Genomic DNA, 25,136 nt, shown 5'->3' with positions numbered 1-25,136 from the left:
TTTTAATATTTTTTATTTCTCAAATTATAAAGTAAGATTAATACCACCTATAAACTGGCGTGGTGTAGGATAAGCTCCCTCATCTATACCAAAGGCCGTAGCGCTTCCAGTTAATTCTGGATCAACTCCGGAATAGTTGGTAATAGTAAATAAGTTAGCAGCCTGAACATAGATTCTAAGTCTGTCAAGACCTAAGCGATCAAGAAAATCCTGAGAGAAACTATACCCCAACTGAACGTTCTTTGCTCTTAAATAGCTTCCGTCCTCAACAAAATAAGAGTTAGGCACATTGGCAGTACTAAAGGTTCCACCAGTCTCCTGAATTGGAGCCGTAGCATTCTGATTTGTTGGCGTCCAAGAATCATATAAGGCGGTTGTACTCTTTGCCCCACCAAATGAACTATAGAAATCATGCCACCATTTAACCTGGTTCCAAATATCGTTTCCATACACTCCATACAGGAACATGCTGAAATCGAAATTCTTATAATTGAATTCAAGATTTAGTCCACCGGTAAAATCTGGATTGGGATTTCCAAGGAATGTTCTGTCATCACTGTTAATGTAACCATCTCCATTGGTATCTACATATCGGAAACGACCAACCCCAATACTGGTTTGGTATTCTTGATTTGGATTTCCAGTAGCTTCCTGAGCCTGTTGGTTGGCCGCATCAACTTCGGCCTGGCTATTCCAGAATCCCTGGATTTGATAGCCATAGAATTGTCCTACAGAATGACCCACGGCATTTCTAACAATGGCACTCCCATTAAATCGTCTTCCTTCCTGATCGAAATAGGAAACTCCATCAGCAATTTTAACTATTTCGTTATCGTAACTGGTGAAAGTTAAGGTGGCATTCATTCGTAAATCAGAGGTCAAATCTGCAAAAGTAGTTGCCGAAAAATCTAAACCGCTGTTTTTCATCTCGGCGATATTTACATAAGGAACTGTAGATACCCCGGCAGTAGCAGAAAGCTCTGGATTATACAACAAGTCTACAACATCTTTTCTATAGTAATCTGCAGTTATTTGAAGTCGGTTATTAAACAAATTAGCATCAATACCAATATTGGCATTCACGTTCTTCTCCCAGCTCGCATTTGGATTTCCTATTCGGGATCTTTGGAAGCCTTCAACAAGAGAATTGTTCGAGCCGGTAATATCGTAATATGATGAAGTACGACTACTTCCATAAGTAGTAAAGGCATTAGCAGGATCTACATTATTTTGGTTACCCATAACACCATATCCACCACGTAATTTTAAATCGTCTATCCAAAGAACATCATCCATAAAAGCCTCCTCAGAAATACGCCATCCGGCACTAACTGCTGGAAACCATCCGTGACGTGGGTTAGTAAAACGGGAGGTGGCATCACGTCTTATAGTCGCACCAAGAAGATACCTTTCATTATAGGTATAATCTACTCTACCAAAAACAGAGAACAATGCATCTTCAGTATAAAAACCAGAATTCGTTTGTGTTCCTGAACCGGTACTTAGATTAACATAATTAGGATTAAAGGAGTAAAAGCCCTGGGTTACCCCGTAGATTTCCTCATACTGATTGTAATAAGCTTCCGATCCCACCAGAACACTTACATCATGAAGGTCATTAAAATTATTAGAATACTGGAGAGTATTGGACCAGGTCCAGTTATACCCGGTAAAAGCATTTTCACTTAACTGATTTATTGTTGAATTTTCCTGATTTTCATAAGTTGGATAGGTAAACACCTGGCCATTGGTATTAAAATAATTTCCTCCAAAATTGGTGCGTGCTGTAAAGTTTTCCATGAAATCCAACTCTGCAAAGATATTCCCGAAGATTCTGCTCGTGCGGGATAAATTATTTCTGTTTCTCTCCAGGATGGCCACAGGGTTCTGTGCATTACCTAAAGACGGAGCCTGAGTTCCTGCAAAATTACCCGCAATATCATATACAGGAATAATTGGCTGCATACGATAGGCATGATTAATTGGGTTTTCTCCAATTACAGAAATCCTGTTCCCATCGGAAACCGAAACCGCTATGTTTTCACCTACACGGAAATTTTCCTTAATGTTAAATTGGCTATTTACCCTTGCGGTATATCTTTTAAGAAAAGTATTATTCAAAGTACCATCCTGATCTGAATGACTTAAAGAAAACAGGAAATTCCCCTTTTCTCCACCCTGACTCACAGAAAAATCATGATTCATTATTGGCGCAGAGTTGAATATTTCCTGAAACCAATTCGTTCCTTCCTGGTTTGCCCTAATAATCTGGTTAAAACCGGAAACCGCTCCAGATTCAGTATAGTAAGGATCTACATAATAAGCAGCTTCATCTACCTCCCCCTGGGCAGCTCCCCCAGGCAGAATATAATAAGGTAAGGTTGGTGAGGCGCCGTCACCATATTGTTTGTCGACAATTGGTTCTCCGGGATTTGAGTTTTGCATGGCCATCCATCTTAGCTCAGCGTGTTCCTGAGGAGAAGCTATGTCGTAAACATTCCCCTGTGGTACCGTTTGCGTACCATAATAACCATTATAAGTAACCTTAAGCTCTCCTTTTCCGCTTCTTGTTGTGATAATAATTACCCCATTAGCTGCACGAGCTCCATAAATAGAAGCAGACCCCGCATCTTTCAAGACTTGCATATTCTCAATATCATTAGGGTTAAGGTGATTTATATCTCCGGTAGGAACACCATCTACAATATAAAGTGGATTAGAATCGCCAAAGGTATTTATACCACGTATTCTTACCTGAGGAGCCTCCCCGGGTTGCCCTGAGCTTGCTACAGTTACTCCAGAAGCCTGTCCCTGGAGTTGTTCGGTTACCTGAGGAGATGGCTGTCTTCCCATAGCTTCCATATCAACAACAGCTACTGCTCCTGTTAAATCTGCTTTGCGCTGGGTACCATAACCTACAACCACAACTTCTTCCAAATCGGCTGCCGATGGTTCAATGGAAATTTCGAGATAGGAATCATTTTCCACTACCACTTCGGCTTTAGAATAGCCTAAAAAGCTTATTTCCAGAGTAGCTCCAATAGGAACTGAAATACTAAACTCTCCATCGAAATTGGTTAAAACTCCATTCGAGGTTCCTTTTTCAATTACATTGGCACTAGGAACTGGCATTCCATTTTTAGCGTCGGTGACAACACCTTCAATGACAACTTCATCCTGGGCGAAAATGGGTATTTGAAAAAACACAAATACGAATAACACAATCAAGGGGTTTCTCATACTTTTAACATTTAAATTTGATATTCAGCGCTAGTTAATTAATACTCTTAATTCTTCGTTAATAAAAACGAAGTAAAAGCTTTTTTGCACAATTGACAAAAAATCATTCTTAAAAATTAAGATATGTTTAAATACTTGTTTAATAATTTAAGTAATAACATCTTTGCATCTCCCGTCAGCATTGCTTTAATAAGATTTTCACTTAAATATTGCGCTTTTTGAATTCAGCTACGGCATGATTTGCTGCCCGTGCGGTTATAGCCATATAAGTTAGGGATGGGTTTTGGGAAGCTGAGGAAGCCATACAAGAACCATCGGTGACATATACATTTGGCACAGCATGTATTTGGTTATTCCCATTTAAAACAGATGTCTTAGGGTCACGGCCCATTCTGGCGGTCCCCATTTCGTGAATGCCATTGCCTGGAAAACACGGCTCCTCATATCCTTTAACATCTTTAAACCCAGCTTTTTCAAGCATAGCAACAGCTTCCCGTTTGGCATCCTTTCTCATTGCCATTTCATTTTCCTTGTATTCACAATCAAAAGTAACTGTAGGCAAGCCCCATTCGTCCAGCTTATCATAATTAAGCGACATCTTATTGTCATGATATGGCAAGCATTCACCAAAACAGTTTATTCCAATTTGCCATTCCCCAGGTTCGACAATTGCTTTTTTAAGCTCTTTCCCATACTGAAGTTCACCTATTGCCTTTGTCCAATCGGTTCTACTTGCTCCACCCTGCATTCCATACCCCCTAATAAAATCGCTTCTTTTGCTTTTCTCGTCTATATTCCTGAAACGTGGCACAAAGAATCCTGCGGGTTTTCTTCCCTTATAATAGTCTTCTAAATGATTATCTGATTTTGCGGTAGCTCCAACTTTGAAATGATGATCCATGAGATTATGTCCCAGCTCTCCGCTATCGTTCCCCAGGCCATTGGGAAATCGGTCAGATTTAGACTGCATTAAAATTGAAGTAGTAGGAATTGCACCGGCACAACAAAAGATTATGTCACTGTAAAACTCCAGACTTTCTTTGGTTTCAGCATCAATAACTTTAACTCCAACAGCTTTTGCCTGTTCTTCATCATAGATGATCTCATGGACAATGGAATTTGGTCGGAGGCTCATATTTCCTGTACGTTCGGCCGCGGGAAGTGTAGAAGAATTACTGCTAAAATACGCTCCATAAGGACAACCTCTAATACAACGATTTCGGAATTGACAATTAGACCTTCCTTCCCTGCCCTCCGGATCGGTTAAGTTAGCTGCACGGGAATTTATAACCTTACGGTCATCAAAGTTTGCGGCGACCCCTTCTCTAAGCTCTTCTTCTACACAATTTAAAGGCATTTCAGGTGTAAAAATACTATCGGGGAGTTGCGGGAGCCCCTCGGCCTTTCCGCTTATTCCAATATACTTTTCTACCTTCTCATACCAGCTTTCAATATCTTTATAGCGAATTGGCCAGTCTACCCCGTACCCATCTTTTTTATTAGCTTCAAAATCCAGATCACTCCATCTAAAAGACATCCGGGCCCACATTAAGGATTTCCCCCCCACATGGTAACCTCTAATCCAGTCAAATCGCTTTTCCTCGTTATAAGGATGCTTAATATCATCTACAAACCAATGCTTACTGGCATCATTAATAGTATAGCCCGTTCTAGCCTGTTTCTCCTGCCTTTTAAGCTCTTCCCTGGTTACCTGTCCTTTGAATTTATAATCCCAGGGATCATCGTTCATCGTAGGATAATCCTTAATATGCTCTACCATTCGGCCCCGTTCCAGGACAAGCGTCTTTAATCCTCCCTCACAGAGTTCTTTTGCCGCCCATCCACCCGTAATCCCGGTGCCAATTACTATAGCATCAAAATGCTTAGCATCATTTTGATTTTTTGCCTTCTTCATATCTTAGTTTCAGGTTAAAATTTGAGACTTCAATATATAAACTATTTTAAAAAAAATTAATGATAACTAATTTTTTTACTTAACTTCAATTTAAATACCTAATATTTTATTTCAATTGCTTCAAATTTCATAATTATGATTCGACGCAGAACTTTTTTAAAACAGGCCGGATTAGTCGTGGCGGCAACTGCTGTTGGCCCCTCTATTTTATTGGCCAACGAGCAGGATAAAGCTTTAGGACTACAACTATATTCTCTTAGAGATTTGTTAAAAAAGAAAGATTTGGAGAATATAATTTCAAAGATATCTCAGGTAGGAATTAAAGAAATTGAAACCTATGGCTATTCAAGAAAAGCACTTTTTTGGGGGCATGAGGCCCGCGATTTTAAGCAAATGCTTTCCGATTATGGTCTAAACAGCCCGTCCGGGCATTATTCCGGTGGCGATTATTTAACTGGAGAAAAAAATATTTCTGACTTTAAATATATTCTGGATGCGGCTAATACTATGAATCAGAAATATGTAATAATACCAGGTATCCCCGGATCTCTTCAACAATCGCTTGACGGTTTCAAGCAAACTGCTAAAAAACTGACAGAAATTGGAGAAATGTGCAGGAAGCAAGGTTTGAAATTAGCCTATCATAATCATGCTTTTGAGTTTAAGGATTTCCAGGGCAGAAATGGAATGGAAATTTTTCTCACTGAAATAGACAAAGATTTAATTGACTTCGAACTCGATATTTACTGGGTAGTAAGAGCAGGAATAGACCCCGTCAAGCTCTTTAAAAAACATCCCGGCAGGTTCAAGCTTTGGCACATAAAGGATATGATGAAACTTGATGAAAGTTTAAATACCGAAATTGGCAATGGCTCTATAAATTACAAAGAGCTCATCACTTACGCTCAGACTTCAGGCCTGGAACATCTAATCATTGAACAGGAAAATTTTGAAATAGATCCCTTCGAAAGCCTGTCTAAAAGCTACGACTATATTCAAAATATACTTCTGAAATAATTGACTGCTTTTAGTTTAAGAACTTCTACAAAACTATTTTAAGCCGTAACATTTTCGCACTTCCTTAAGAAAGAAACTTTGCCTTTTTATTATCTTGCAGTATGGAGAAAACCGTAATTGGACGTTTTGACAAGGCAGATTTCCCTGCACTTCACCTTAATGATATTGCTATAAAAATTGATACCGGAGCTTACACCTCTTCAATTCACTGTGAAAACATAAGGGAAGAGGATGATTTACTTTTGTGCACTTTTCTCGATGAAGAACATCCGCTTTACAATGGGAAAGAATTCTCATTTGCAGACTACGACATCGTCTTTGTACGTAGCAGCAACGGGATAATTCAAAAAAGATATCAGGTAGAGTCTACCATTAAAATTTTTGATAAGGTATATAAAATTTCACTTTCTTTGTCGTCCCGTCAGGAAATGCGTTTTCCCGTACTTATAGGGCGCAAATTCCTTACTAAAAAATTTATCGTAGACACCCAACTCACTGACGTTTCTTTCAATCTAAAACAAAATGAAAATAAAAATCCTATCCAGGAATAGTCATTTATATTCAACCCAGAGACTCGTAGAAGCCGCAAAAAAAAGACAGCATGAAGTGGAGGTCATAGATCCATTAAAGTGTGATCTGGTGATCGAGAAAAGAAAACCTTCCATTTTTTACAAAGGAAAGATGATTGAGGGGACCGATGCGGTAATTCCCAGAATTGGAGCTTCAGTTACTTTCTATGGTACAGCCGTGGTGCGACAATTTGAAATGATGGGTGTTTTCACCACAACAGAATCTCAGGCCCTGGTTAGAAGCCGGGATAAACTAAGAAGCCTGCAGGTGCTTTCCCGTGCCAGGCTCGGTCTCCCGAAAACCGTTTTCACCAATTACTCCAAGGACGTTCATGAAGTAATAGAACATGTGGGTGGTGCGCCTTTAATCATAAAGTTACTGGAAGGAACTCAGGGCCTGGGAGTAGTACTGGCTGAAACTAAAAATGCTGCGGAATCGGTTATCGAGGCTTTTAATGGTTTACAAGCCAGGGTAATTGTTCAGGAATTTATTAAAGAAGCCGGTGGCGCAGACATCCGTGCCTTCGTGGTAGACGGGCACGTAGTTGGCGCGATGAAACGCCAGGGTAAGGAAGGAGAGTTTCGATCAAACCTGCACCGTGGAGGTTCAGCCTCTGTAATTCAGCTAAGCGATGAGGAAGAAAATGCTGCGATTAAAGCTGCCAGGGCAATGAGCCTGGGAGTGGCCGGGGTAGATATGCTTCAGAGTGCCCGTGGGCCCTTAATTTTGGAGGTTAATTCCTCTCCGGGTCTGGAAGGAATTGAAGAAGCCACCGGCAAAGACATTGCTAAATCCATAATTAGGTATATAGAAAGGAATGTATAAAATATGCCAAGAATAACCGAAGATAATGTTCTGGAGATTCTGGGTGAAAAGGTTTTACCTGGGAAGAGTGCCACCATCAATTTCAATATGGCTAAACTCTACACCACCAATTCGGTAGATGTACCTGTTATTATTGAACGCGCTAAAAAACCCGGCCCGGTTGTTCTGCTTACTGCAGGTATACACGGAGATGAGATCAACGGGATAGAAGTAGTTAGACAGGTGATCTCTAAAGGTATCAATAAACCCCAGAAAGGGACCATTATTTGCATCCCGGTAGTGAATATTTTTGGCTTTCTTAATTTAAGTCGTGAATTTCCGGATGGCAGAGACCTTAACCGAATGTTTCCCGGCACCAAACATGGTTCCCTGGCCAGCAGATTTGCTTACCAGTTCGTCAAAAAAATACTCCCTGTAGCCAATTTTTGTCTTGATTTCCACACAGGTGGTGCAAGCCGGTTTAATGCCCCACAAATAAGGGTGAAGCAAGCAGATGATCAAAGCGTAAAATACAGCCATATCTTTAATGCGCCCTTCACTATGCAGTCTAAAACCATCACCAAATCTTTTAGGGAAACCTGTTCAAAACTGGGAATCCCGGTGTTGTTATATGAAGGAGGCAAATCTAAATCCAGTGATAAAGAAATTGCCAGGCATGGTGTGGAAGGTACCATGCGTATTCTTAGCCATCTGGAAATGCTAAATCCTAAATTTGAATATCCCGATGCGGTCACCCAAACGGTTTTAATCGAAAATAGTTTCTGGATGCGCGCGAAATACAGCGGCCTCCTTCATGTGAAAATTCCCTGCGGAAAACACGTGGAAAAAGGCGAATTTATTGGTACTATTACCGATCCATACGGAAAGTTCAGGCATAAAGTAAAGGCATCTAACACTGGTTATATTCTCAATGTGAACGAATCACCTATAGTTTACCAGGGAGATGCAATTTTTCATATTTCATTACCAAAGAAAGAAGATGAATAAAAGTGAGCTTCGAAGAAAATACAAAGAATTACGTTTAAAGCTTTCCGAAGAAGAAATTGAAGAGCTAAGTTTGAAAATTGCCAATAATCTTCTGCAGCTTAAAATTTGGGACCTCGAGTTCTATCACCTTTTTTTAAGTATTGCCGAACAAAAAGAAATTAATACCGAATACACCCTTCATATTCTGCAAGGGAAAGATAAAAATGTGGTGGTTTCAAAAACCGATATTAAAAAGCATCAATTGAAGCATTTTCTTTTAACGGATAATACTGCTATTAAAAAGAATAGCTTGAATATTCCTGAACCCGTTGGCGGCATTGAGATTGCTCCTAAAAAACTTGATCTCGTCTTTGTACCCCTGCTAGCTTTTGATAAAAACGGCCACCGCATAGGCTACGGAAAAGGTTATTACGACCAGTTTCTCGCTTCCTGTAAACCTGACGTCATTAAGATTGGCCTTTCTTTTTTTGAAGCTGAAGAAGAGATTAAAGAGATCTATGATACCGATGTGGCACTGGATTATTGCGTAACCCCCAACAAGGTCTATCAGTTTAAAAATTAGGTATTTATTTGTAAGTAATAGAACATTCTATTACTTTTAGGTAAACTAACCGGCCAGATGCTAAACGACCTTCAGTTAAACAGTATTCTTGAAGATTTTGATATTGCCTACTGGAAGGTCAACCTTTTCAGCAAAAAGCTTAGCTGGTCTGATCATTTTAGTGCCCTGGTAGGTAAACCCGGCACCAACGAGCCTTTTGAATATTTTCTAAAGGAAATTCTTCACCCCGATTATCGCTACGATTTCAGGCTGTATTTTGATAAACTTACTTCCCAGAATGAACCTTTTAGCCTGGAATTAAAACTGAAACTGAACAACGGTAAATACCGCTGGTTTGAATGTCGTAATTTAAAGAACAAAGACCACAGCAACCGGGAAACCGCCGTGCTTTTGTTTGTTAATATTCATCAGGCAAAACGCGATCAATACACCATTGAAGAAAATTTCTTTTACTACCACGAAACCGCCGAGATGACTTCAACCGGTGGGTGGTATGTAGATACTTTGCACAAGAATATTTATTGGGATAATGTTACTAAAAAGATCGTGAATTGTCCCATCGATTATCAACCGGCATACGAGGAGCGTTTGAAATTTTATGCGCCCGAGCATCATCAAAGGGTACTATCTTCGTTCGAAAAATGTGAAAAATACGGGATTCCGTTTAAAATAGAGCTGAAAATGCTTAGCCTCCATAATAAGGAGTTTTGGGTAAGAGCCACCGGAAAACCTGTTTATAACGAAGAACAGGAAATAATTGGAATTCGCGGGGTTTACCAGGATATCGATGAGAATAAGACCAACGAGCTCAATCTTCAAAATTCCCTGGATATTATCGCCACACAGAATTCAAGACTATTTAATTTTGCCCATGTCGTTTCTCATCATTTACGATCTCACAGCAGCAACCTAAGTCTTATTGTAGAATTATTAAAGGAAGCCAAAACCGAAGCCGACAAACTGGAACTGCTTCCCAATGTAGTAGACATAGCAGATAATCTGGATACAGCTATTTCACAATTAAATGAAATTGTAAATAAACAAAGCCTACTTAGTAAAAACAGGCGAATCATTAAATTTGAAGATGCATTAAGTGGGGTAATGGCTTCAACTTCCTCTCTGATTAATCGGGAAAATGCAAAAATCGTAGCTGAATTTAACGCTCTTGAAGAAATTAGTTATATCTCTGAGTATCTTGAAAGTATTTTACTAAATTTAATCACGAATGCCATAAAATATAAACATCCGGGGAGAAAACCGGTGATTTATATACAAACCTACATCGAGAATGACAAGGAGTATCTTGAGATTAGCGATAACGGGATGGGCATAGACCTGGATCAGTACGGCGACAAAATGTTTGGAATGTACAAAACATTCCACAGCAATCCGGAAGCAAAAGGAATTGGCCTGTTTATCACCAAAAATCAGGTGGAAACATTGGGAGGTTCAATTTCTGTAACCAGCACCGTAGATGTAGGCACCACTTTTAAGATTAAATTTTAAACTAATTCTCATGGGGCAAAAAGTAGAATTAGCGTGTATTATTGATGATGATAAAATATACGTTAACCTGGTACGAAAGATTATCGAGATCAAGAAGCTGTCTGAAAACCTGCTAATCTTCAAAAACGGAAAAGAGGCACTCGACTATTTTCAATTAATTATGGGCAATATGACCGAGGATAAACTTCCCGATATTATTTTCCTCGACCTTAATATGCCGGTGATGGATGGTTGGGAATTTCTAAGTGAATTCATCAAGATCAAGAACAATTTCGAAAAGAAAATTACCCTTTACGTGGTGAGTTCATCTATAGATCCTCGCGATCTTGAAAGAGCGAAATCATTCAATATGGTCACCGATTATTTGATCAAACCAATTGAGTTGAAAAAGTTCGAGAAAATCTTTGAAAAGAATAACGCAGCTTAGTTCTTTTCTGAAGTTTCTTCTTCTGGTGGAAATGCCTTTTTATTGAATAATAACAATAGAGCCACCCCTACACTAATTGCAGAATCGGCTATATTAAAGACTGGTTCAAAAAAGGTGAAATAATTACCGCCCCAAAACGGAATCCATTCCGGTAAATTACCCTGCCATAACGGGAAATAAAGCATATCAACCACCTTTCCATGAAAAAGCGTGCCGTAGCCTCCTCCCTCCGGCAAAAAGCTTGCTATATGGCCATAACTGTCGTTAAAGATAATTCCGTAGAAAACCGAATCTATGATGTTGCCCATTGCCCCGGCAAAAATCAGGGCGATAGAAATAATAAGAATCTTTGAGCCATTTTTCCTTACTGAATCCCAGAGCCAGTAGCCTATGCCCACAATTGCTGCCAGTCTAAAGAGCGTTAACGCAAGTTTCCCGTAAGAACCGGGGATTTTCGCTCCCCAGGCCATTCCTTCATTCTCTACGAATAAAATTCTGAACCATTCAAAGACTCTTATTTCATCGCCAAGGGCAAAATTTGTTTTAATATAGAATTTGGAAATCTGATCGATAATGAGGATCAGTAATATAATTATTCCGGCTTTTTTTAAGGACATGTATAGCTATTGCATTATAAACGCATCAAAAATACAATTATTATTTAGTTTTTCGCAGGCTAATATCACCATTCACCGAAGACAACTTCAGAAGTTTCCCGCCTTTGTTAGCTAAGGGCAAATTCAGCTTTCCATTTCGGGATTCCGCTTCAACGCGGGTATTCCGGGTTTCCACTGAAATATTTCCCATAATGGTTTGCACATTACCATTTCCGCTGAAATTTATAAGTTCACAAAATCCCTGGTTGAGCCTAAGCTCCAAAAATTCAAATTCTCCGGCTGCGGTCACCGAGGCCAGGTTTGATTCAACATACAGCCTTAAGCCCGCAGGTATTTTTAACTGCAGGTCTAAAGAGAAAACCTTGTGGGCACTCAATTTATCATAGCCCCCGGAAAGCGCTTCAGGATATTTGGTGCTGAGAATTAGCTTTTTATTCTTAATCTCGGTATTGAGCCTTATCTGGTTATAATATTCCCCTTCTGAATGAGTGGCGATAAGGATTTCAGAACCTTCATAAGTTTCAATGTTAATGCTATATACCTCATCAGCAAAAATCTGGATCGCTTCTACAGATTTTGCTTCAATGCTTTCCAGCGTTTCCTTCTGCCCAAACAGAGAAAGACTAAAAAATAGAGAAAGTAGTATTGAAAGGTTCTTTAGCATTCAAAAAAGCAAAACGCTCCCTTTGAATATTTTCAAAAAGAGCGTTTCTTTATTTATTTATTGTGGTTTTAGCGCTGCATATTCTTAGCCTCAATGCTTAAAGTAGCATGTGGCACAAGTTTAAGGCGTTCTTTGGCTATTAATTTGCCGGTTACTCTACAAATCCCATAGGTTTTGTTCTCAATACGCAATAAAGCATTTTTAAGATCCCTGATGAACTTCTCCTGACGAATGGCCAACTGTGAATTGGCTTCTTTACTCATCGTTTCACTTCCTTCTTCAAAAGCTTTAAAAGTGGGAGAAGTATCGTCGGTGCCGTTATTCCCGTCATTTTTATAAGCATTTTCGTAAATTTCCAACTGTTCCTGGGCCTTCTCGATCTTTTTTAAGATAATGGCCTTAAATTCCGCCAAATCAGCGTCATTGTAACGTTCTTTAACTTCTGCAGACATAAGCTCAATGTTTTTTAATAAACAATTTAGTGGTAATGTCATCAAAAGCTACATCTGTACCTTCTTCTACCACCGCTGCAACTTCGAGGTGTGCAGTTAATGTTTCGTTCTTGATATAGGTTATATTTTCATTAACGGCATCCTCGACAATGCCGTCTTTTTGTAGGGTCACATCTATGGTATCGGTAACTTCAAAGCCGGAATCCTTTCTAAGGTTCTGAATTCGGTTTACCAATTCCCGGGCTACTCCTTCCTTTTTAAGCTCAGGAGAAATACTAACGTCCAGGGCTACTGTAATATTACCACTGCTGGCAACTAACCAGCCTTCAATATCCTGGGAGGTTATTTCCACCTCTTCGGCGGCCAAAGTAATCATTTTTTCGTTAACCTCAATATCGATACTACCCTCACGCTCTATTGTGGTAATATCTGTGGCATTTAGACTATTTATCTTGCTGACAACCAGCTTCATATCCTTTCCAAAACGGGGGCCGAGAACCTTAAAATTAGGTTTTACCTGCTTCACCAGGACCCCGGATGCATCATCGATAAGCTGTAATTCTTTTACGTTTACTTCAGATTTTATAAGGTCTTCCACAGCCAGGATTTCTTCCCGTTGTTGCTCATCAAGCACCGGGATCATTACCCTTTGGAGCGGTTGCCTTACTTTGATCATTTCCTTTTTACGCAGAGAAAGCACCAGGGATGAGATGGTTTGGGCCTTTTCCATTTTACGTTCCAAAGATTTATCAACAAATTTATCATAAAAAACCGGGAAATCAGCAAGATGCACCGATTCAAAACTTTCCTTCTGAGTTGCCTGGTTCAGGTCTTTGTACAGCCTGTCCATAAAGAATGGGGCCACAGGAGCTCCTAATTTTGCCACTGTTTCCAGGCAGGCATAAAGGGTTTGATAAGCCGAAATCTTATCCTGCTCATAATCGCCTTTCCAGAATCTTCTTCGGCTTAATCGTACGAACCAGTTACTCAGGTTTTCCTGAACAAACTCTGAAATTGCCCGGGTAGCTTTTGTCGGCTCATAATCTGCGTAGAACTTATCTACTTTTTCTATTAGGGTATGCAATTCTGAAAGGATCCAGCGGTCTATTTCCGGTCTCTCTTCCAGAGGTATATCGGCTTCTTCATATTTAAAGTTATCGATATTGGCATAGAGCGTGAAGAAAGAATAGGTATTGTAAAGCGTTCCGAAGAATTTACGGCGCACCTCAGCAATACCCTCAATGTCGAATTTCAGGTTATCCCATGGATTTGCATTCGAGATCATGTACCAACGAGTAGCATCGGGCCCGAAAGCTGCCAAAGTTTCGAAGGGATCTACTGCATTTCCAAGACGTTTGGACATTTTTTGTCCGTTTTTATCTAAAACAAGTCCGTTGGAAACCACATTTTTATAAGCCACATCATCAAAGATCATCGTAGCGATGGCGTGCAAGGTATAAAACCAACCTCGCGTTTGGTCTACCCCTTCGGCTATGAAATCGGCCTTTCTTTCACCTCCTTCAACTTTTTCTTTATTTTCAAACGGATAGTGCCACTGCGAGTAGGGCATAGAACCGGAATCGAACCAAACATCTATCAAATCGGCTTCACGTTTCATTGGTTTTCCTGAATCTGAAACCAGCGTGATCTGGTCTACCACATTTTTGTGAAGGTCTACCAAATCGTAGTTCTCTTCACTTATATCTCCGGGCTGGAAACCTTCAAAAATATCCTTATCCATAAACCCGGCCTCTACGGCCCTGGCCATTTCTTTCTTTAATTCAGCAATAGAGCCAATTAGTTTCTCTTCCTTACCTTCTTCGGTTCTCCAAATAGGCAGAGGAATTCCCCAATATCGGCTGCGTGATAGGTTCCAGTCGTTGGCATTAGCCAGCCAGTTTCCAAAACGACCTTCCCCGGTAGATTTCGGTTTCCAGTTAATGGTTTGATTTAACTCGAACATCCTGTCCTTGAATTCGGTTACCTTTATGAACCAGGAATCCAGGGGATAGTATAAAATGGGTTTATCGGTTCTCCAGCAATTTGGATAGCTGTGAACGTATTTTTCTACTTTAAAAGCACGGTTTTCTTCCTTGAGTTTTATCGCTATTTCAACATCTACCGATTTCTCTGGCGCCTGCCCATCGTCATAATATTCATTTTTCACATATTTCCCGGCAAATTCTCCCATTTCTGGCCTGAATTTACCCTGAAGATCCACGAGCGGCACAAGGTTTCCGTTTTCGTCTTTCACCAATAATGGCGGCACTTGTGGTGTGGCCTGTTTTGCCACCATCGCATCATCGGCACCAAAAGTTGGCGAAGTATGCACTATTCCGGTACCATCTTCTGTAGTCACAAAATCTCCCGAAATTACACGAAACGCATTTTCAGGATTTTCTGCAGGTAATGCATACGGCAACAACTGCTCAAATTTTATCCCCACAAGATCCTTTCCTGTAAAAGTTCCCCCCATTAAGAATGGGATCTTTTTATCGCCTTCCACATAGGCTTTTAACTCCTCTTCGGTTTCAACTTCCTTAAACTTCTTGTCGAATTGCTTTCTGGCAAGTTCTTTTGCTACTATAATCGTAATTGGTTCAAAAGTGTACTGGTTGTAGGTTTTTACAGAAATATATTCGATTTTTGGCCCTACCGTAAGCGCAGTGTTTGAGGGCAAAGTCCACGGGGTGGTGGTCCATGCGATTAAGAACGCACCTTCCAGGTTTGTTTCAACCGAAGCTTTAGAGGAATCGGTGATTTTAAACATCGCCGTAACTGTGGTATCGGTAACATCCTGGTAAGTTCCCGGTTGGTTGAGTTCGTGAGAACTTAAACCGGTACCCGCTTTTGGCGAATACGGCTGGATGGTGTAACCTTTATAGATAAGGCCTTTTTTATAAATTTCGGAAAGCAGCCACCAAACCGTTTCCATATACTTGGATTTGTAGGTGATATATGGATTTTCCATATCTACCCAGTATCCTATTTTTTCGGTAAGCTCGTTCCACACATCGGTGTAACGCATTACCGCATTTTTACAGGCTTCGTTATATTTCTCTATGGAAATCTTGGTGCCAATATCTTCTTTAGTGATACCCAATTCTTTTTCAACTCCAAGTTCTACGGGTAAACCGTGGGTATCCCAACCGGCCTTACGTTTTACCTGGTAGCCTTTTTGGGTTTTATATCGACAAAAAATATCTTTGATAGCACGAGCCATCACGTGGTGAATTCCCGGGAGTCCATTTGCAGAAGGTGGCCCTTCAAAAAACACGAAAGGCTCCTTCCCCTCGCGGGTGCTTATGCTCTTTTCAAAAATATCGTTCTCCTTCCAGTAATCCAGTATTTCCTCGGCTACTTTGGGTAAGTCAAGTCCTTTATATTCAGGGAACTTATTGGTCATTTTGTCGAAATTTCTATTGAAACGCGAAATTAATGATTTTTAGTAAAATAGCCGACCTGAAATAGGGAAAAAGCGATTAGAACAATTCCTGAATTCTTAAGTTGAAAACCTAAAAACTATACTTTATCGCCAATATCAAATTTCTACCTGCCGCAGCAATTCCGGAGGAGTAAGTTCGGTAACGCTGGTCGGTGATATTCTCAAAGGAAATTGTGGCGAGCAAGGCTTCGCTTATTTCATACTGCCCGCTAAGATTTAGCGTATACCAGGAGGGAGAATATGGATTCCCATTTTCATCTAAAGCATACAAATACGCCTTCCCTTTTTCTGAAGGAGCCAAATTTTCATATTCTATCTGCCCATTGTATTCGGCAAAAACATCAAATTTCAAGCGTTTTTTATGCCAGGTGAGATGAGTGTTTCCAAAAAGGGGAGCGGCGTGACGCAAAGCGACCGTAGAGCCATCCTCCTGCTCTTCCTCGCCTTTGGTATAGTTTATTTGAGAACTCAATCTAAGGGCCACGGAAATATTATAAGCAACTCCAGCTTCAAAACCATACACATAAGCCTTTGCGGCATTTTGTATAGCCTGAACCCGGCTGGGCTCTCCCTGGTAATCAATCTCCGTTTTTCCATCCAACTGAAAATCCCTTCTCACCATCGCATCTTTAAGGCGGGTGTAGTAAGTAGCAAAAGAAAATTCAAGATTTTCTGAAGGCATCCAATCCAGACCTAATTCGCTGTTATAAGCATATTCAGGTTTCAGGTTAGGATTAGGGACCACCACCGCTCCGGGTTCAGAATCGAAGATCTTTCCTACATCGTCAATATTTGGAGCTCTGAAAGCCGTGGAAAGATTTAGCTTCCATCTAAAAAAACGGCTTTGCCTCCAATTCAGGCCGACACTTCCGGTTAAAGCCCCGGTATTTATATTTGCTTCAGAAAAAGGAAAGTCGAAGAAATGCTCATCAAATTCAGCATCTACCAGAATATGATTATACCGCGCTCCCGATTGAAAACTTAGTTCAGAATTTATCTTCCACTGATAAGAAAGATAAGCGGCGAGTGACTGCCAGGTGGAAGCATCGGGATAACGTGAAGCATCCGCCCGGGTTTCTTCAGAAATAATATTGAACTGCCTGGCACTTGAATTCACCAGGTTATAAACATATTCAGTTCCGTAGAACAAACGACTTTCCTCAAAATCCTTTTCAAAATCGAGGTTTGCTGAATAGGCATCTACTTTTTCGGTAGAATTAAAGCGAATCTCTTCGTTAAAATCCCGATTATTCCGGCTTTCTTCAAAAAACTGATAGGCAGTTGTTAACTGCGCCTTATCATATAAAATTCCATTCCCTTTTTTATTGATCTTGAAGTTACCCATAAACCAGGTTTGCGGCCCGTAATACCATTCAGCAGATCGGAATTCACCATTTCTTTTCTGAATAAGCCTATCGTAACGCGGAAAATCGGAAGTGGTAGAGTAAATTAAACCCAGATTAAAATCCCAGTCGTTGCCGGGCATATATTTTATCTTCTGAAGCAGGTTGATTTGATCGTAACCCGTGAATTTCTGAAGTTTTTCTTCGGAATTTTCTACTACAACATCCTGATTCCCGCGCCGAATCACATAATCTGGCCGGAGGTATTCTTCAGGACCATTAGATCCCATTCTCAAATCCTCAAAATCTGAATAGGTGACCCCGGTTAAAAAGGCCCAATTCTCACGTCCAATATTGAAATCGGCATGAATGGTTTTTTCATTGTTTGCAGTGGCGTAACGGGTATAGGCATTGCCTGAAAACCCGGTTTTCCCGGCTGAAAATTTAGGTTTCAGCGTATAAAAATTCATCACGCCTCCCACGGCGTCACTTCCATACACCACCGAGCCCGGGCCGATGATAACCTCTGTATTTTCTACTGCAAGCGGGTCTACTGAAATTACATTTTGCAAATTTCCGCTTCTGAAAATGGCGGTATTCATACGAACTCCATCTACCGTAATTAGCAAACGATTGGCAGAAAAACCCCGTATCATCGGGCTGCCACCACCCATCTGACTTTTCTGCACAAAAACCTGTCCGCTGCCCTCCAGCAAATCTGCTGAAGTTTGTGGGGCATACAATTGCACGTCATGGGAGTTTAAGGCCACTATTTTCTGAGTGGTTTCTTCCTTAGACATCTTGAACCTCCCTGCCGAAAGCACGACCTGTTCCAGCTGGTTCTCATCCCCTTCAAGGTAAACCCTGTTATTATTGGCAAGAATTTCAGCTTTTGATAAAATAGCCAGTTTATGCGACATATGCTTGAAGCTGATCATTTCAGAATCTTTAAACCGTGAAATATTTGCGACTCCATAAAGGTCGGTAATCGTAGACCTGGATTTATCAGCATTAAAGACTGCTACTCCCCGGATAGGTTCATTGCTGGTTTGTTCCAGCACCTGAATCTCCTGGGCATGGGAAAGACTAAAAATAAAGAAAAGAAGAATCGCTCCTGCAAATGATGCTCGCATTTAACTAAATATTTCATTGAAAACCGAAAGCGACCTGGGTTTTTTAAAACCTTCAATATGCAATTCGTAATACAAAAGCAGCATATTCAGAAAATTTCTTCGGCTTGATTGGTTAAGTTTAATTCGGCTTAGCTCATCAAAATTTATGCCCAAAAACCTGCGTAAAATCTCAAGATTTTCGCCTTCTATGCAATATTCATTGGTACTGAATTCCTGAAAACTACCTTCCAGTAAATTAAAGCAGGCCAGGTCTTTTTGAGATGCTTCAGGAGAGAAACCGAGAAAGCCGGATAACCTTAGCAGAAACAACAAATGGAAATTCCCTATCTGTTCTGTTTGGTCTAAAATAATGAAGCTATTTTCCAGGTAATTAAACAAGGGCGGATTAGCCTCTTCCTCCTGAATGGAATTCCGAAGCACTTCAGCAAGAAACATAATAAGTGCCGACTTCACCACATCGGTATGCAGATTTTCGTAATGATGGGCCACCCGGGCATCCTGCAAATACTCCATAGTACCCTTGCCGCGATGCTTAGCTACAATTTCCAGCTGGGTTAAGGGCTGAAAAAGCGAAGCCTTGAATTTACCTTTTCTGGATTTTAAGACTCCCTTGAGCATATAAGTTTTAAGGCCATCGCTAAAGGTATAAGCCTTTACAATGAGATCGGCTTCGCCGTATTTCAGAGCACTAATAACAATAGCTTTGGTAGTGACTGGCATCTGGAAAAATTTTATCCGAAGATATAAAAAATGCCGCTCCGGGTAGGTAGCGGCATTTAATATTAAAATTATAGGTTTTTTAGACCACGCCCTGGGCAAGCATAGCATCGGCAACTTTTACAAAGCCGGCGATATTTGCTCCTTTCACATAGTCAATATAACCATCTTCCTGGGTTCCGAATTCCACACAACGATCGTGAATTTCGTTCATAATAGCGTGAAGCTTGGCATCTACTTCTTCAGAAGTCCAGTTATATCTCATAGAGTTTTGAGACATTTCCAAACCTGAGGTCGCTACTCCACCAGCATTAGAAGCTTTTCCGGGAGAGTAAAGAATCCTGGCATTCTGGAAATGTTCAACGGCTTCAGGAGTACAAGGCATATTCGCCCCCTCTCCAACACACATACAACCGTTATCCACTAGCATTTTAGCGTCTTCTTCGTGAAGCTCATTTTGAGTAGCACATGGCAGCGCTACCTCACATTTCACCTCCCATGGAGTCTTCCCTTCAAAATATTTAGCTGAAGCATACTCATCTACATATTCGCTAATACGTCCACGCTTCACATTTTTAAGGTTCATGATAAACTGAAGTTTTTCAGCGGTAATTCCATCTTTCTCGTAAATATACCCACCTGAATCTGACATGGTAAGCACTTTTCCGCCAAGCTCAAGCACTTTTTCGGCAGCATACTGGGCAACATTACCTGATCCAGAGATAACCACTGATTTTCCTTCCAGGCTATCACCTTTTGTTTTAAGCATATTCTGGGTAAAGTACACATTTCCATAACCGGTTGCTTCAGGACGAATAAGTGAGCCTCCGAAAGAAAGCCCCTTCCCGGTTAGGATCCCGGTAAATTCATTTTGAAGTCTTTTATACTGGCCAAAGAGAAAACCTACCTCTCTTGCTCCAACCCCAATATCTCCCGCAGGAACATCGGTATCTGCACCAATGTGACGACTTAATTCGCTCATGAAGCTCTGGCAAAAACGCATTACCTCATTATCAGATTTTCCTTTTGGGTCGAAGTCTGAGCCTCCTTTTCCACCACCCATAGGCAGTGTGGTTAGACTGTTCTTGAACACCTGCTCAAAAGCCAGGAATTTAAGAATACTAAGGTTTACTGAAGGGTGAAAACGCAAACCGCCTTTATATGGCCCAATAGCAGAATTCATCTGAATTCTGAAGCCACGGTTAACCTGGATATCACCTTTATCATCAAGCCAGGGTACTCTAAACATTATAACGCGTTCGGGTTCTACCATACGCTCCAGAAGCATTTTGTTCTGGTATTTCTTATTTTCTTCTATAAAAGGGAGAACGGTTTCGGCAACTTCACGAACCGCTTGCATGAATTCGGGTTCGTTTTGATTTCGTTTTGAAACTTTATCAAGGAAATCTTTTACATTTTGTTCCATAATTATAATAGTGCTAATAGATTTTACAATAAATTAGGGTTACCCCCTTGCAAATATATGGGTTATTCAAAAAACAGGGAGTATTTTTTATCATTTCGTATAATATTAACTAATAATTCTTTAAGGATTATGAGCCTCGTCATACCAAAGGATTATTGTTAGCCTAGTTTTTATATATTTGCTATTACTTCAATCCCGGGGTGCATGTACTACATCAAGATAATCTTAGTCTTTTTCTTTCTTTTGGTACTGCAAAACGGCCGGGTACATGCACAATTTGGCATCTCCCATGAAATAGGGGTTTTTGGCGGCCCGGCAAACTTCTTAACCGATTATGGCGAAAGATGGAATTTACAGGCCAATGTTGCTAATGCAGGACTGGGTGTGGGTTTATTGCATTTTATGAACCTTGCTTATTGCAATGAATGTAATTACCAAAGAACCGACTCCTGGTTAGCGAGTCATTTGCGGCTGCGAAACGAACTCACCTGGCTACGCTCCAATCTTGAACATTACGGGCCCGTTGCCTCAAAAAATTCCATAGGTGGAAAACTTCTTCGTGCCATGCATGGAAAGACCAATGTGCTGGAAGTAGGTACACTGCTGGAATATCACCCTTTGAGAATTAGAGATTTCACCAATTTTGGCTACTGGTTTTCCCCCTATATTGGGCTGGGAGCTCATTTTGTAACCTATAAACCTGATGCCTACTCTGATTTAGGTTCGCTGGAAAATCCCAAAAACGTTTTTCCTGCCTTTGTAGGAGGCATCAACCTGGAACGCGGTACTACCTATTCTATTGTAGGAGTGATGGGAGCAAGATACCGGTTGGGGTGGCGTCACGACCTTATGTTTGAAGGCCGATGGCATTATTATGGCAATGATTGGGTTGACGGATTAAACCACGATGTAGTCGCCAACAAATTTAATGATGTGGTTTTTTGGATTGGCGTGGGCTACGTTTACTATATTAACTTTTAATGGGTTATTTCATCTGAAGTAATGATCTTTCCGCCCTTTTCTAAAATATCCTCTTTAGCCTTTTTAAAATCATCGGAATCCAGTGCCCGGGTGGCATCTTCAACAAGTACAGCTTTAAAGCCTTCTTGTAGAGCATCTTTTACCGAAAAATACACACAATATTCGGCAGCTAGCCCACAGAAGTAGAGCTCTTCTACGCCTTTTTCACGAAGATAGCCTGCCAGGCCGGTAGATTTTAAATGAGCATTATCATAAAAACCACTGTAGGAATCGATCCCAGGGTCGGTGCCTTTTCTAAAGATCGCTTCAATTTTAGCCGTTTTTAAATACCGGTGGAATTCTGCTCCTTTTGTATTCTGCACACAATGCACCGGCCAAAGTACCTGTTCTGTCCCGTTTAGATCTATGCTTTCAAATTCCCGCTTCCCAGGATGGCTTTCAGCAAAACTCGCATGAGCTTCCGGATGCCAATCCTGGGTAGCGATTACCAAATCAAAATTCTCCTGAAGTCTATTGATTAAGGAAACGATTTCATCTCCCCCAGGCACGGCGAGGGCGCCCCCGGGAATAAAATCATTTTGCATATCTATAATCACTAAGGTTTTCATTACACTTATTTTTTAAATGAAGAGATAAGCCGGTCCCGTTCTTCCTTGAGATTTTGGCTAATCCCGATCTTGTAAATATGTGGGTTATTAAATCGCTTGTACTCCGTAGGTAGCTCTGAGAGTCTTGTTTTACTGTAATCGGCTATTTCGGTAAGACTTTTAAAGTCCATTTTTATTTCACCATCCAGCATAACCGGTTGCAGAAGTTTCTCCAGCTTCAATCCTGAAAGTTCCATAGACTTAAAAGGCTCAAAAGGATGGAACATTCGTTTTGGTTTCTCCTCTTCAACGAGGGTAACCACATCGGCTCCTATGGCTTCTCCGTTTTCATTCTTCACCCGGTAAACCTGTTTTTTATGAGGAAGCGTAATCTTTATAATGCTTTCTGAAATTTTAATACGAGGTTTTCCCGCAGAATAAGTAAGCTTATAAACCCCATCCAATGCGCCGTCGGGACTACCGATAACCAGGTTGGTCCCTACCCCAAAAATATCTATAGGAGCTTCCTGTTCCAACAAGCTCTTTATCACAAATTCATCGAGCTGATTGGATGCTGCGATCTTAACATACTCAAGACCGGCCTTATCAAGCATCTTTCGGCTCTCTTTGGCAAGGTAGGCAAGGTCACCACTATCCAGGCGAACAGCAAGTAACTTATGTCCCTTCTCTTCCATCTCTTTTGCAACCTTGATGGCGTTGGGAATACCGCTTTTTAAGGTATCGTAAGTATCTACCAGCAAAACACATTTTTTTGGTCTTCCTTCAGCAAAATCTCTGAATGCCGAGAGCTCATCATCATAGCTCTGAATAAAAGAATGAGCCATGGTTCCCGAAACCGGAATATCAAAATCCCGACCGGCAAGCACGTTGCTCGTGCCACTAAAGCCACCAATCACTGCTGCCCTGCTGGCATAATAACCACCGGGACCTTGTGCCCTGCGAAGTCCGAAATCCAGAAGGCTTCGTTCCCCGGCCACCAGACGAACACGGTTTGCTTTCGTAGCAATCAGGGTTTGGAAATTCAGAAAATTAAGCAGCAGGGTCTCTATAAGTTGAGCCTCAACCAAACTTGCCTCTACCTGCAAAACAGGCCGGGTAGGAAAAACAACATCCCCTTCCTGTACCGAATAGATATTTCCATTGAATTTAAAACCTTTAAGATACTCGAGAAATTCCTCATCGAAATCCTGGGTTTTCAGATACGCGATATCCTCTTCAGAAAATCTAAGCTCATCTATAATTTTTAGCACGTCTTGCAGGCCAGCAAAAATGGCATAACCCCCGTTAAAAGGATTTTTTCTGAAAAAATAATCGAAGACTGCGATATCGTTCTTATGGCCCCGGTTAAAATACACCTGCGCCATAGAGAGCTGGTAAAGATCGGTGTAAGTTGCAGTGAAATCAAGCATAAATAAGGCTTAGGTTTGTTTGCTAAGATTCCTAAAAACCAACTCGTAGATTTTTAGGTCGCCTTCGCTGTGAAGCACAAATTTAAGTTTTTGCAGGTGTTTTAGCCTGGGAACCTCCGCTAAAATTGTATTAAAAGTAATTTTGGTGGCCTCAGTTATAGGATATCCAAAAGCACCTGTAGACAGGGCCGGGAAGGCGATACTGCTAATTTTATATTCTTCGGCGAGCTTAAGGGCATTTGAGTAGCAGTTTCCCAGGAGTTTATCTTCCGGTTTGTCCCGCCCATAAACAGGCCCCAGGCAATGTATAACATATTGGTTAGGCAAATTATGAGCGCCGGTAATAACGGCCTCACCGGGCTGGATGGGAGCCAGCGGTTTGCACTCCTCGTAAAGTTGAGGTCCTGCAGCCCGATGAATTGCTCCTGCCACTCCCCCGCCCATGGCCAATTCGGCATTTGCGGCATTTACCACGGCATCTACCCCCTCCTGGTCGGCAATATCGCCTCTTGAGATTTCGATCTCTACCTGCTTATATGATGCTTTCATAATTGAAAATTTTAAACAGAAGTTACGAAATCTTTGACATGTCAGGAAAAGTTTATTCGCAGGAAAATCCTCAAGGCCTTATTTTTACCAGTTTTGATAATGCGGGGTGCAGAATTAAAATTTAGACAATATTCTTATCAAAGGTAGAGCCTTCAAAAAGAATATATTTTTGAATACCTTTAATGAAACTTAAACATCAAATTACCGAGCCCACGGTCAACTGCGGAAATTTTAAAATAAATACCCAGCATTGATAAATTACAAACATTCATCAAATGTCCAACAAACCTAAAATTAGAATTGCCTTAATCGGATTAGGGAGAATTGCTCAAAAGGCCTATTTACCAATTTTAGCAAATCATCCTAAAGTAGATCCAATACTTTGTACCAGAACCACCGATACTTTAAAAAAGCTTTCGAATAAATTTAGAATAAATAACACCTGCCCGAGCATAGATGATCTTATTCGCTCAAAACCAGATGCAGCAATGGTTCATAGCTCCACGGAAAGTCATGCTCCCATTCTTTCAAAATTGTTAAATGCAAAAATTCCTGTTTTTGTAGACAAACCTTTGAGCTATTCTCTAGATGAATCGGAAAAGTTATTAGAGCTGGCCGCTAAATACAGAACACCTCTTTATCTGGGATTTAACAGGAGGTTTGCCCCACTTATTAAATCAATCTCCAAAGTACCCGATCCTATTCAGATATCCTGGGATAAGAATCGGGTTAACTTAGCAGGT

General features: G+C 40.7%; 21 protein-coding genes. 9 read left to right on the top strand and 12 right to left on the bottom strand.

The features are described from left to right. Window positions 1-24: 24 nt before the first annotated feature. Together BUW93_RS06285 and BUW93_RS06280 are read right to left on the bottom strand one after the other, a co-directional pair. Complete coding sequence (locus BUW93_RS06285; protein WP_081210292.1) at window positions 25-3,240, bottom strand: SusC/RagA family TonB-linked outer membrane protein; 3,216 nt, start codon at window positions 3,238-3,240, stop codon at window positions 25-27. A gap of 202 nt (window positions 3,241-3,442) precedes the next feature. Next, window positions 3,443-5,155, bottom strand: a complete 1,713-nt coding sequence (locus BUW93_RS06280) for a GMC oxidoreductase (RefSeq protein ID WP_081210290.1) — start codon at window positions 5,153-5,155, stop codon at window positions 3,443-3,445. A gap of 135 nt (window positions 5,156-5,290) precedes the next feature. Between BUW93_RS06280 and BUW93_RS06275 the strand changes: the two genes are divergently transcribed. From BUW93_RS06275 to BUW93_RS06245, 7 genes are all read left to right on the top strand, one after another. Next, a complete protein-coding gene (locus tag BUW93_RS06275) occupies window positions 5,291-6,172 on the top strand; it encodes a sugar phosphate isomerase/epimerase family protein (protein ID WP_081210288.1) in 882 nt (293 codons plus the stop codon). Window positions 6,173-6,273: 101 nt separating this feature from the next. After that, window positions 6,274-6,723, top strand: coding sequence for an ATP-dependent zinc protease family protein (locus tag BUW93_RS06270; RefSeq protein ID WP_081210286.1), 450 nt, complete (start codon window positions 6,274-6,276; stop codon window positions 6,721-6,723). Continuing rightward, window positions 6,695-7,567 (top strand): 30S ribosomal protein S6--L-glutamate ligase, encoded by an 873-nt coding sequence (rimK, locus tag BUW93_RS06265; RefSeq protein ID WP_081210284.1) that lies wholly within the window; start codon window positions 6,695-6,697, stop codon window positions 7,565-7,567. The genes BUW93_RS06270 and rimK overlap by 29 nt, the downstream gene beginning before the upstream one ends. Before the next feature lie 3 nt (window positions 7,568-7,570). Further along, complete coding sequence (locus BUW93_RS06260) at window positions 7,571-8,554, top strand: succinylglutamate desuccinylase/aspartoacylase family protein (RefSeq protein ID WP_081210282.1); 984 nt, start codon at window positions 7,571-7,573, stop codon at window positions 8,552-8,554. Continuing rightward, window positions 8,547-9,116, top strand: a complete 570-nt coding sequence (locus BUW93_RS06255; RefSeq protein WP_081210280.1) for a 5-formyltetrahydrofolate cyclo-ligase — start codon at window positions 8,547-8,549, stop codon at window positions 9,114-9,116. The genes BUW93_RS06260 and BUW93_RS06255 overlap by 8 nt, the downstream gene beginning before the upstream one ends. Window positions 9,117-9,173: 57 nt before the next feature. After that, window positions 9,174-10,622, top strand: coding sequence for a PAS domain-containing sensor histidine kinase (locus BUW93_RS06250; RefSeq protein WP_081210278.1), 1,449 nt, complete (start codon window positions 9,174-9,176; stop codon window positions 10,620-10,622). A gap of 10 nt (window positions 10,623-10,632) precedes the next feature. Further along, complete coding sequence (locus BUW93_RS06245) at window positions 10,633-11,049, top strand: response regulator (protein WP_081210276.1); 417 nt, start codon at window positions 10,633-10,635, stop codon at window positions 11,047-11,049. On the opposite strand, the gene BUW93_RS06240 is transcribed toward BUW93_RS06245, so the two are convergent. From BUW93_RS06240 to gdhA, 7 genes are all read right to left on the bottom strand, one after another. After that, window positions 11,046-11,666, bottom strand: a complete 621-nt coding sequence (locus tag BUW93_RS06240; RefSeq protein WP_081210274.1) for a lipoprotein signal peptidase — start codon at window positions 11,664-11,666, stop codon at window positions 11,046-11,048. The genes BUW93_RS06245 and BUW93_RS06240 overlap by 4 nt on opposite strands. Window positions 11,667-11,706: 40 nt before the next feature. Beyond that, window positions 11,707-12,330 carry a DUF4097 family beta strand repeat-containing protein gene (locus BUW93_RS06235; RefSeq protein ID WP_081210273.1) on the bottom strand — a complete coding sequence of 208 codons (624 nt, stop codon included), beginning with the start codon at window positions 12,328-12,330 and terminating at the stop codon, window positions 11,707-11,709. Window positions 12,331-12,398: 68 nt separating this feature from the next. Then, window positions 12,399-12,782, bottom strand: coding sequence for a TraR/DksA family transcriptional regulator (locus tag BUW93_RS06230; protein WP_081210271.1), 384 nt, complete (start codon window positions 12,780-12,782; stop codon window positions 12,399-12,401). Window positions 12,783-12,786: 4 nt separating this feature from the next. Further along, complete coding sequence (ileS, locus tag BUW93_RS06225; RefSeq protein WP_081210269.1) at window positions 12,787-16,188, bottom strand: isoleucine--tRNA ligase; 3,402 nt, start codon at window positions 16,186-16,188, stop codon at window positions 12,787-12,789. Between the two features lie 109 nt (window positions 16,189-16,297). Next, window positions 16,298-18,703, bottom strand: coding sequence for a TonB-dependent receptor plug domain-containing protein (locus BUW93_RS06220; RefSeq protein WP_081210267.1), 2,406 nt, complete (start codon window positions 18,701-18,703; stop codon window positions 16,298-16,300). Further along, a complete protein-coding gene (gene recO, locus BUW93_RS06215; protein ID WP_081210265.1) occupies window positions 18,704-19,423 on the bottom strand; it encodes a DNA repair protein RecO in 720 nt (239 codons plus the stop codon). It abuts the gene before it with no gap. Window positions 19,424-19,502: 79 nt separating this feature from the next. Next, on the bottom strand, window positions 19,503-20,846 hold the full coding sequence (gdhA, locus tag BUW93_RS06210; RefSeq protein WP_081210263.1) for an NADP-specific glutamate dehydrogenase: 1,344 nt from the start codon (window positions 20,844-20,846) through the stop codon (window positions 19,503-19,505). Between the two features lie 204 nt (window positions 20,847-21,050). Between gdhA and BUW93_RS06205 the strand changes: the two genes are divergently transcribed. Further along, window positions 21,051-21,827, top strand: coding sequence for a THC0290_0291 family protein (locus BUW93_RS06205; RefSeq protein ID WP_081210261.1), 777 nt, complete (start codon window positions 21,051-21,053; stop codon window positions 21,825-21,827). Here BUW93_RS06205 and pncA read toward each other — a convergent pair. The 3 genes from pncA to BUW93_RS06190 are packed head-to-tail and all read right to left on the bottom strand — an operon-like array spanning window position 21,824 to window position 24,393. Next, the gene (pncA, locus tag BUW93_RS06200) at window positions 21,824-22,435 is read right to left on the bottom strand and encodes a bifunctional nicotinamidase/pyrazinamidase (RefSeq protein ID WP_081210259.1); all 612 of its coding nucleotides are present in this window, start codon (window positions 22,433-22,435) and stop codon (window positions 21,824-21,826) included. The genes BUW93_RS06205 and pncA overlap by 4 nt on opposite strands. A gap of 5 nt (window positions 22,436-22,440) precedes the next feature. Beyond that, complete coding sequence (locus tag BUW93_RS06195; protein WP_081210257.1) at window positions 22,441-23,844, bottom strand: nicotinate phosphoribosyltransferase; 1,404 nt, start codon at window positions 23,842-23,844, stop codon at window positions 22,441-22,443. Window positions 23,845-23,853: 9 nt separating this feature from the next. Continuing rightward, window positions 23,854-24,393 carry a macro domain-containing protein gene (locus BUW93_RS06190; protein ID WP_081210255.1) on the bottom strand — a complete coding sequence of 180 codons (540 nt, stop codon included), beginning with the start codon at window positions 24,391-24,393 and terminating at the stop codon, window positions 23,854-23,856. A gap of 275 nt (window positions 24,394-24,668) precedes the next feature. Here BUW93_RS06190 and BUW93_RS06185 point away from each other — a divergent pair. Further along, window positions 24,669-25,136: Gfo/Idh/MocA family protein (locus tag BUW93_RS06185; protein ID WP_198536989.1), on the top strand; the 468-nt coding region annotated here is incomplete at its 3' end.

This window comes from Salegentibacter sediminis (assembly GCF_002078605.1).
In the GTDB taxonomy this organism is placed as follows: domain Bacteria; phylum Bacteroidota; class Bacteroidia; order Flavobacteriales; family Flavobacteriaceae; genus Salegentibacter; species Salegentibacter sediminis.
This window is presented reverse-complemented; position numbering and strand designations above follow the sequence as displayed.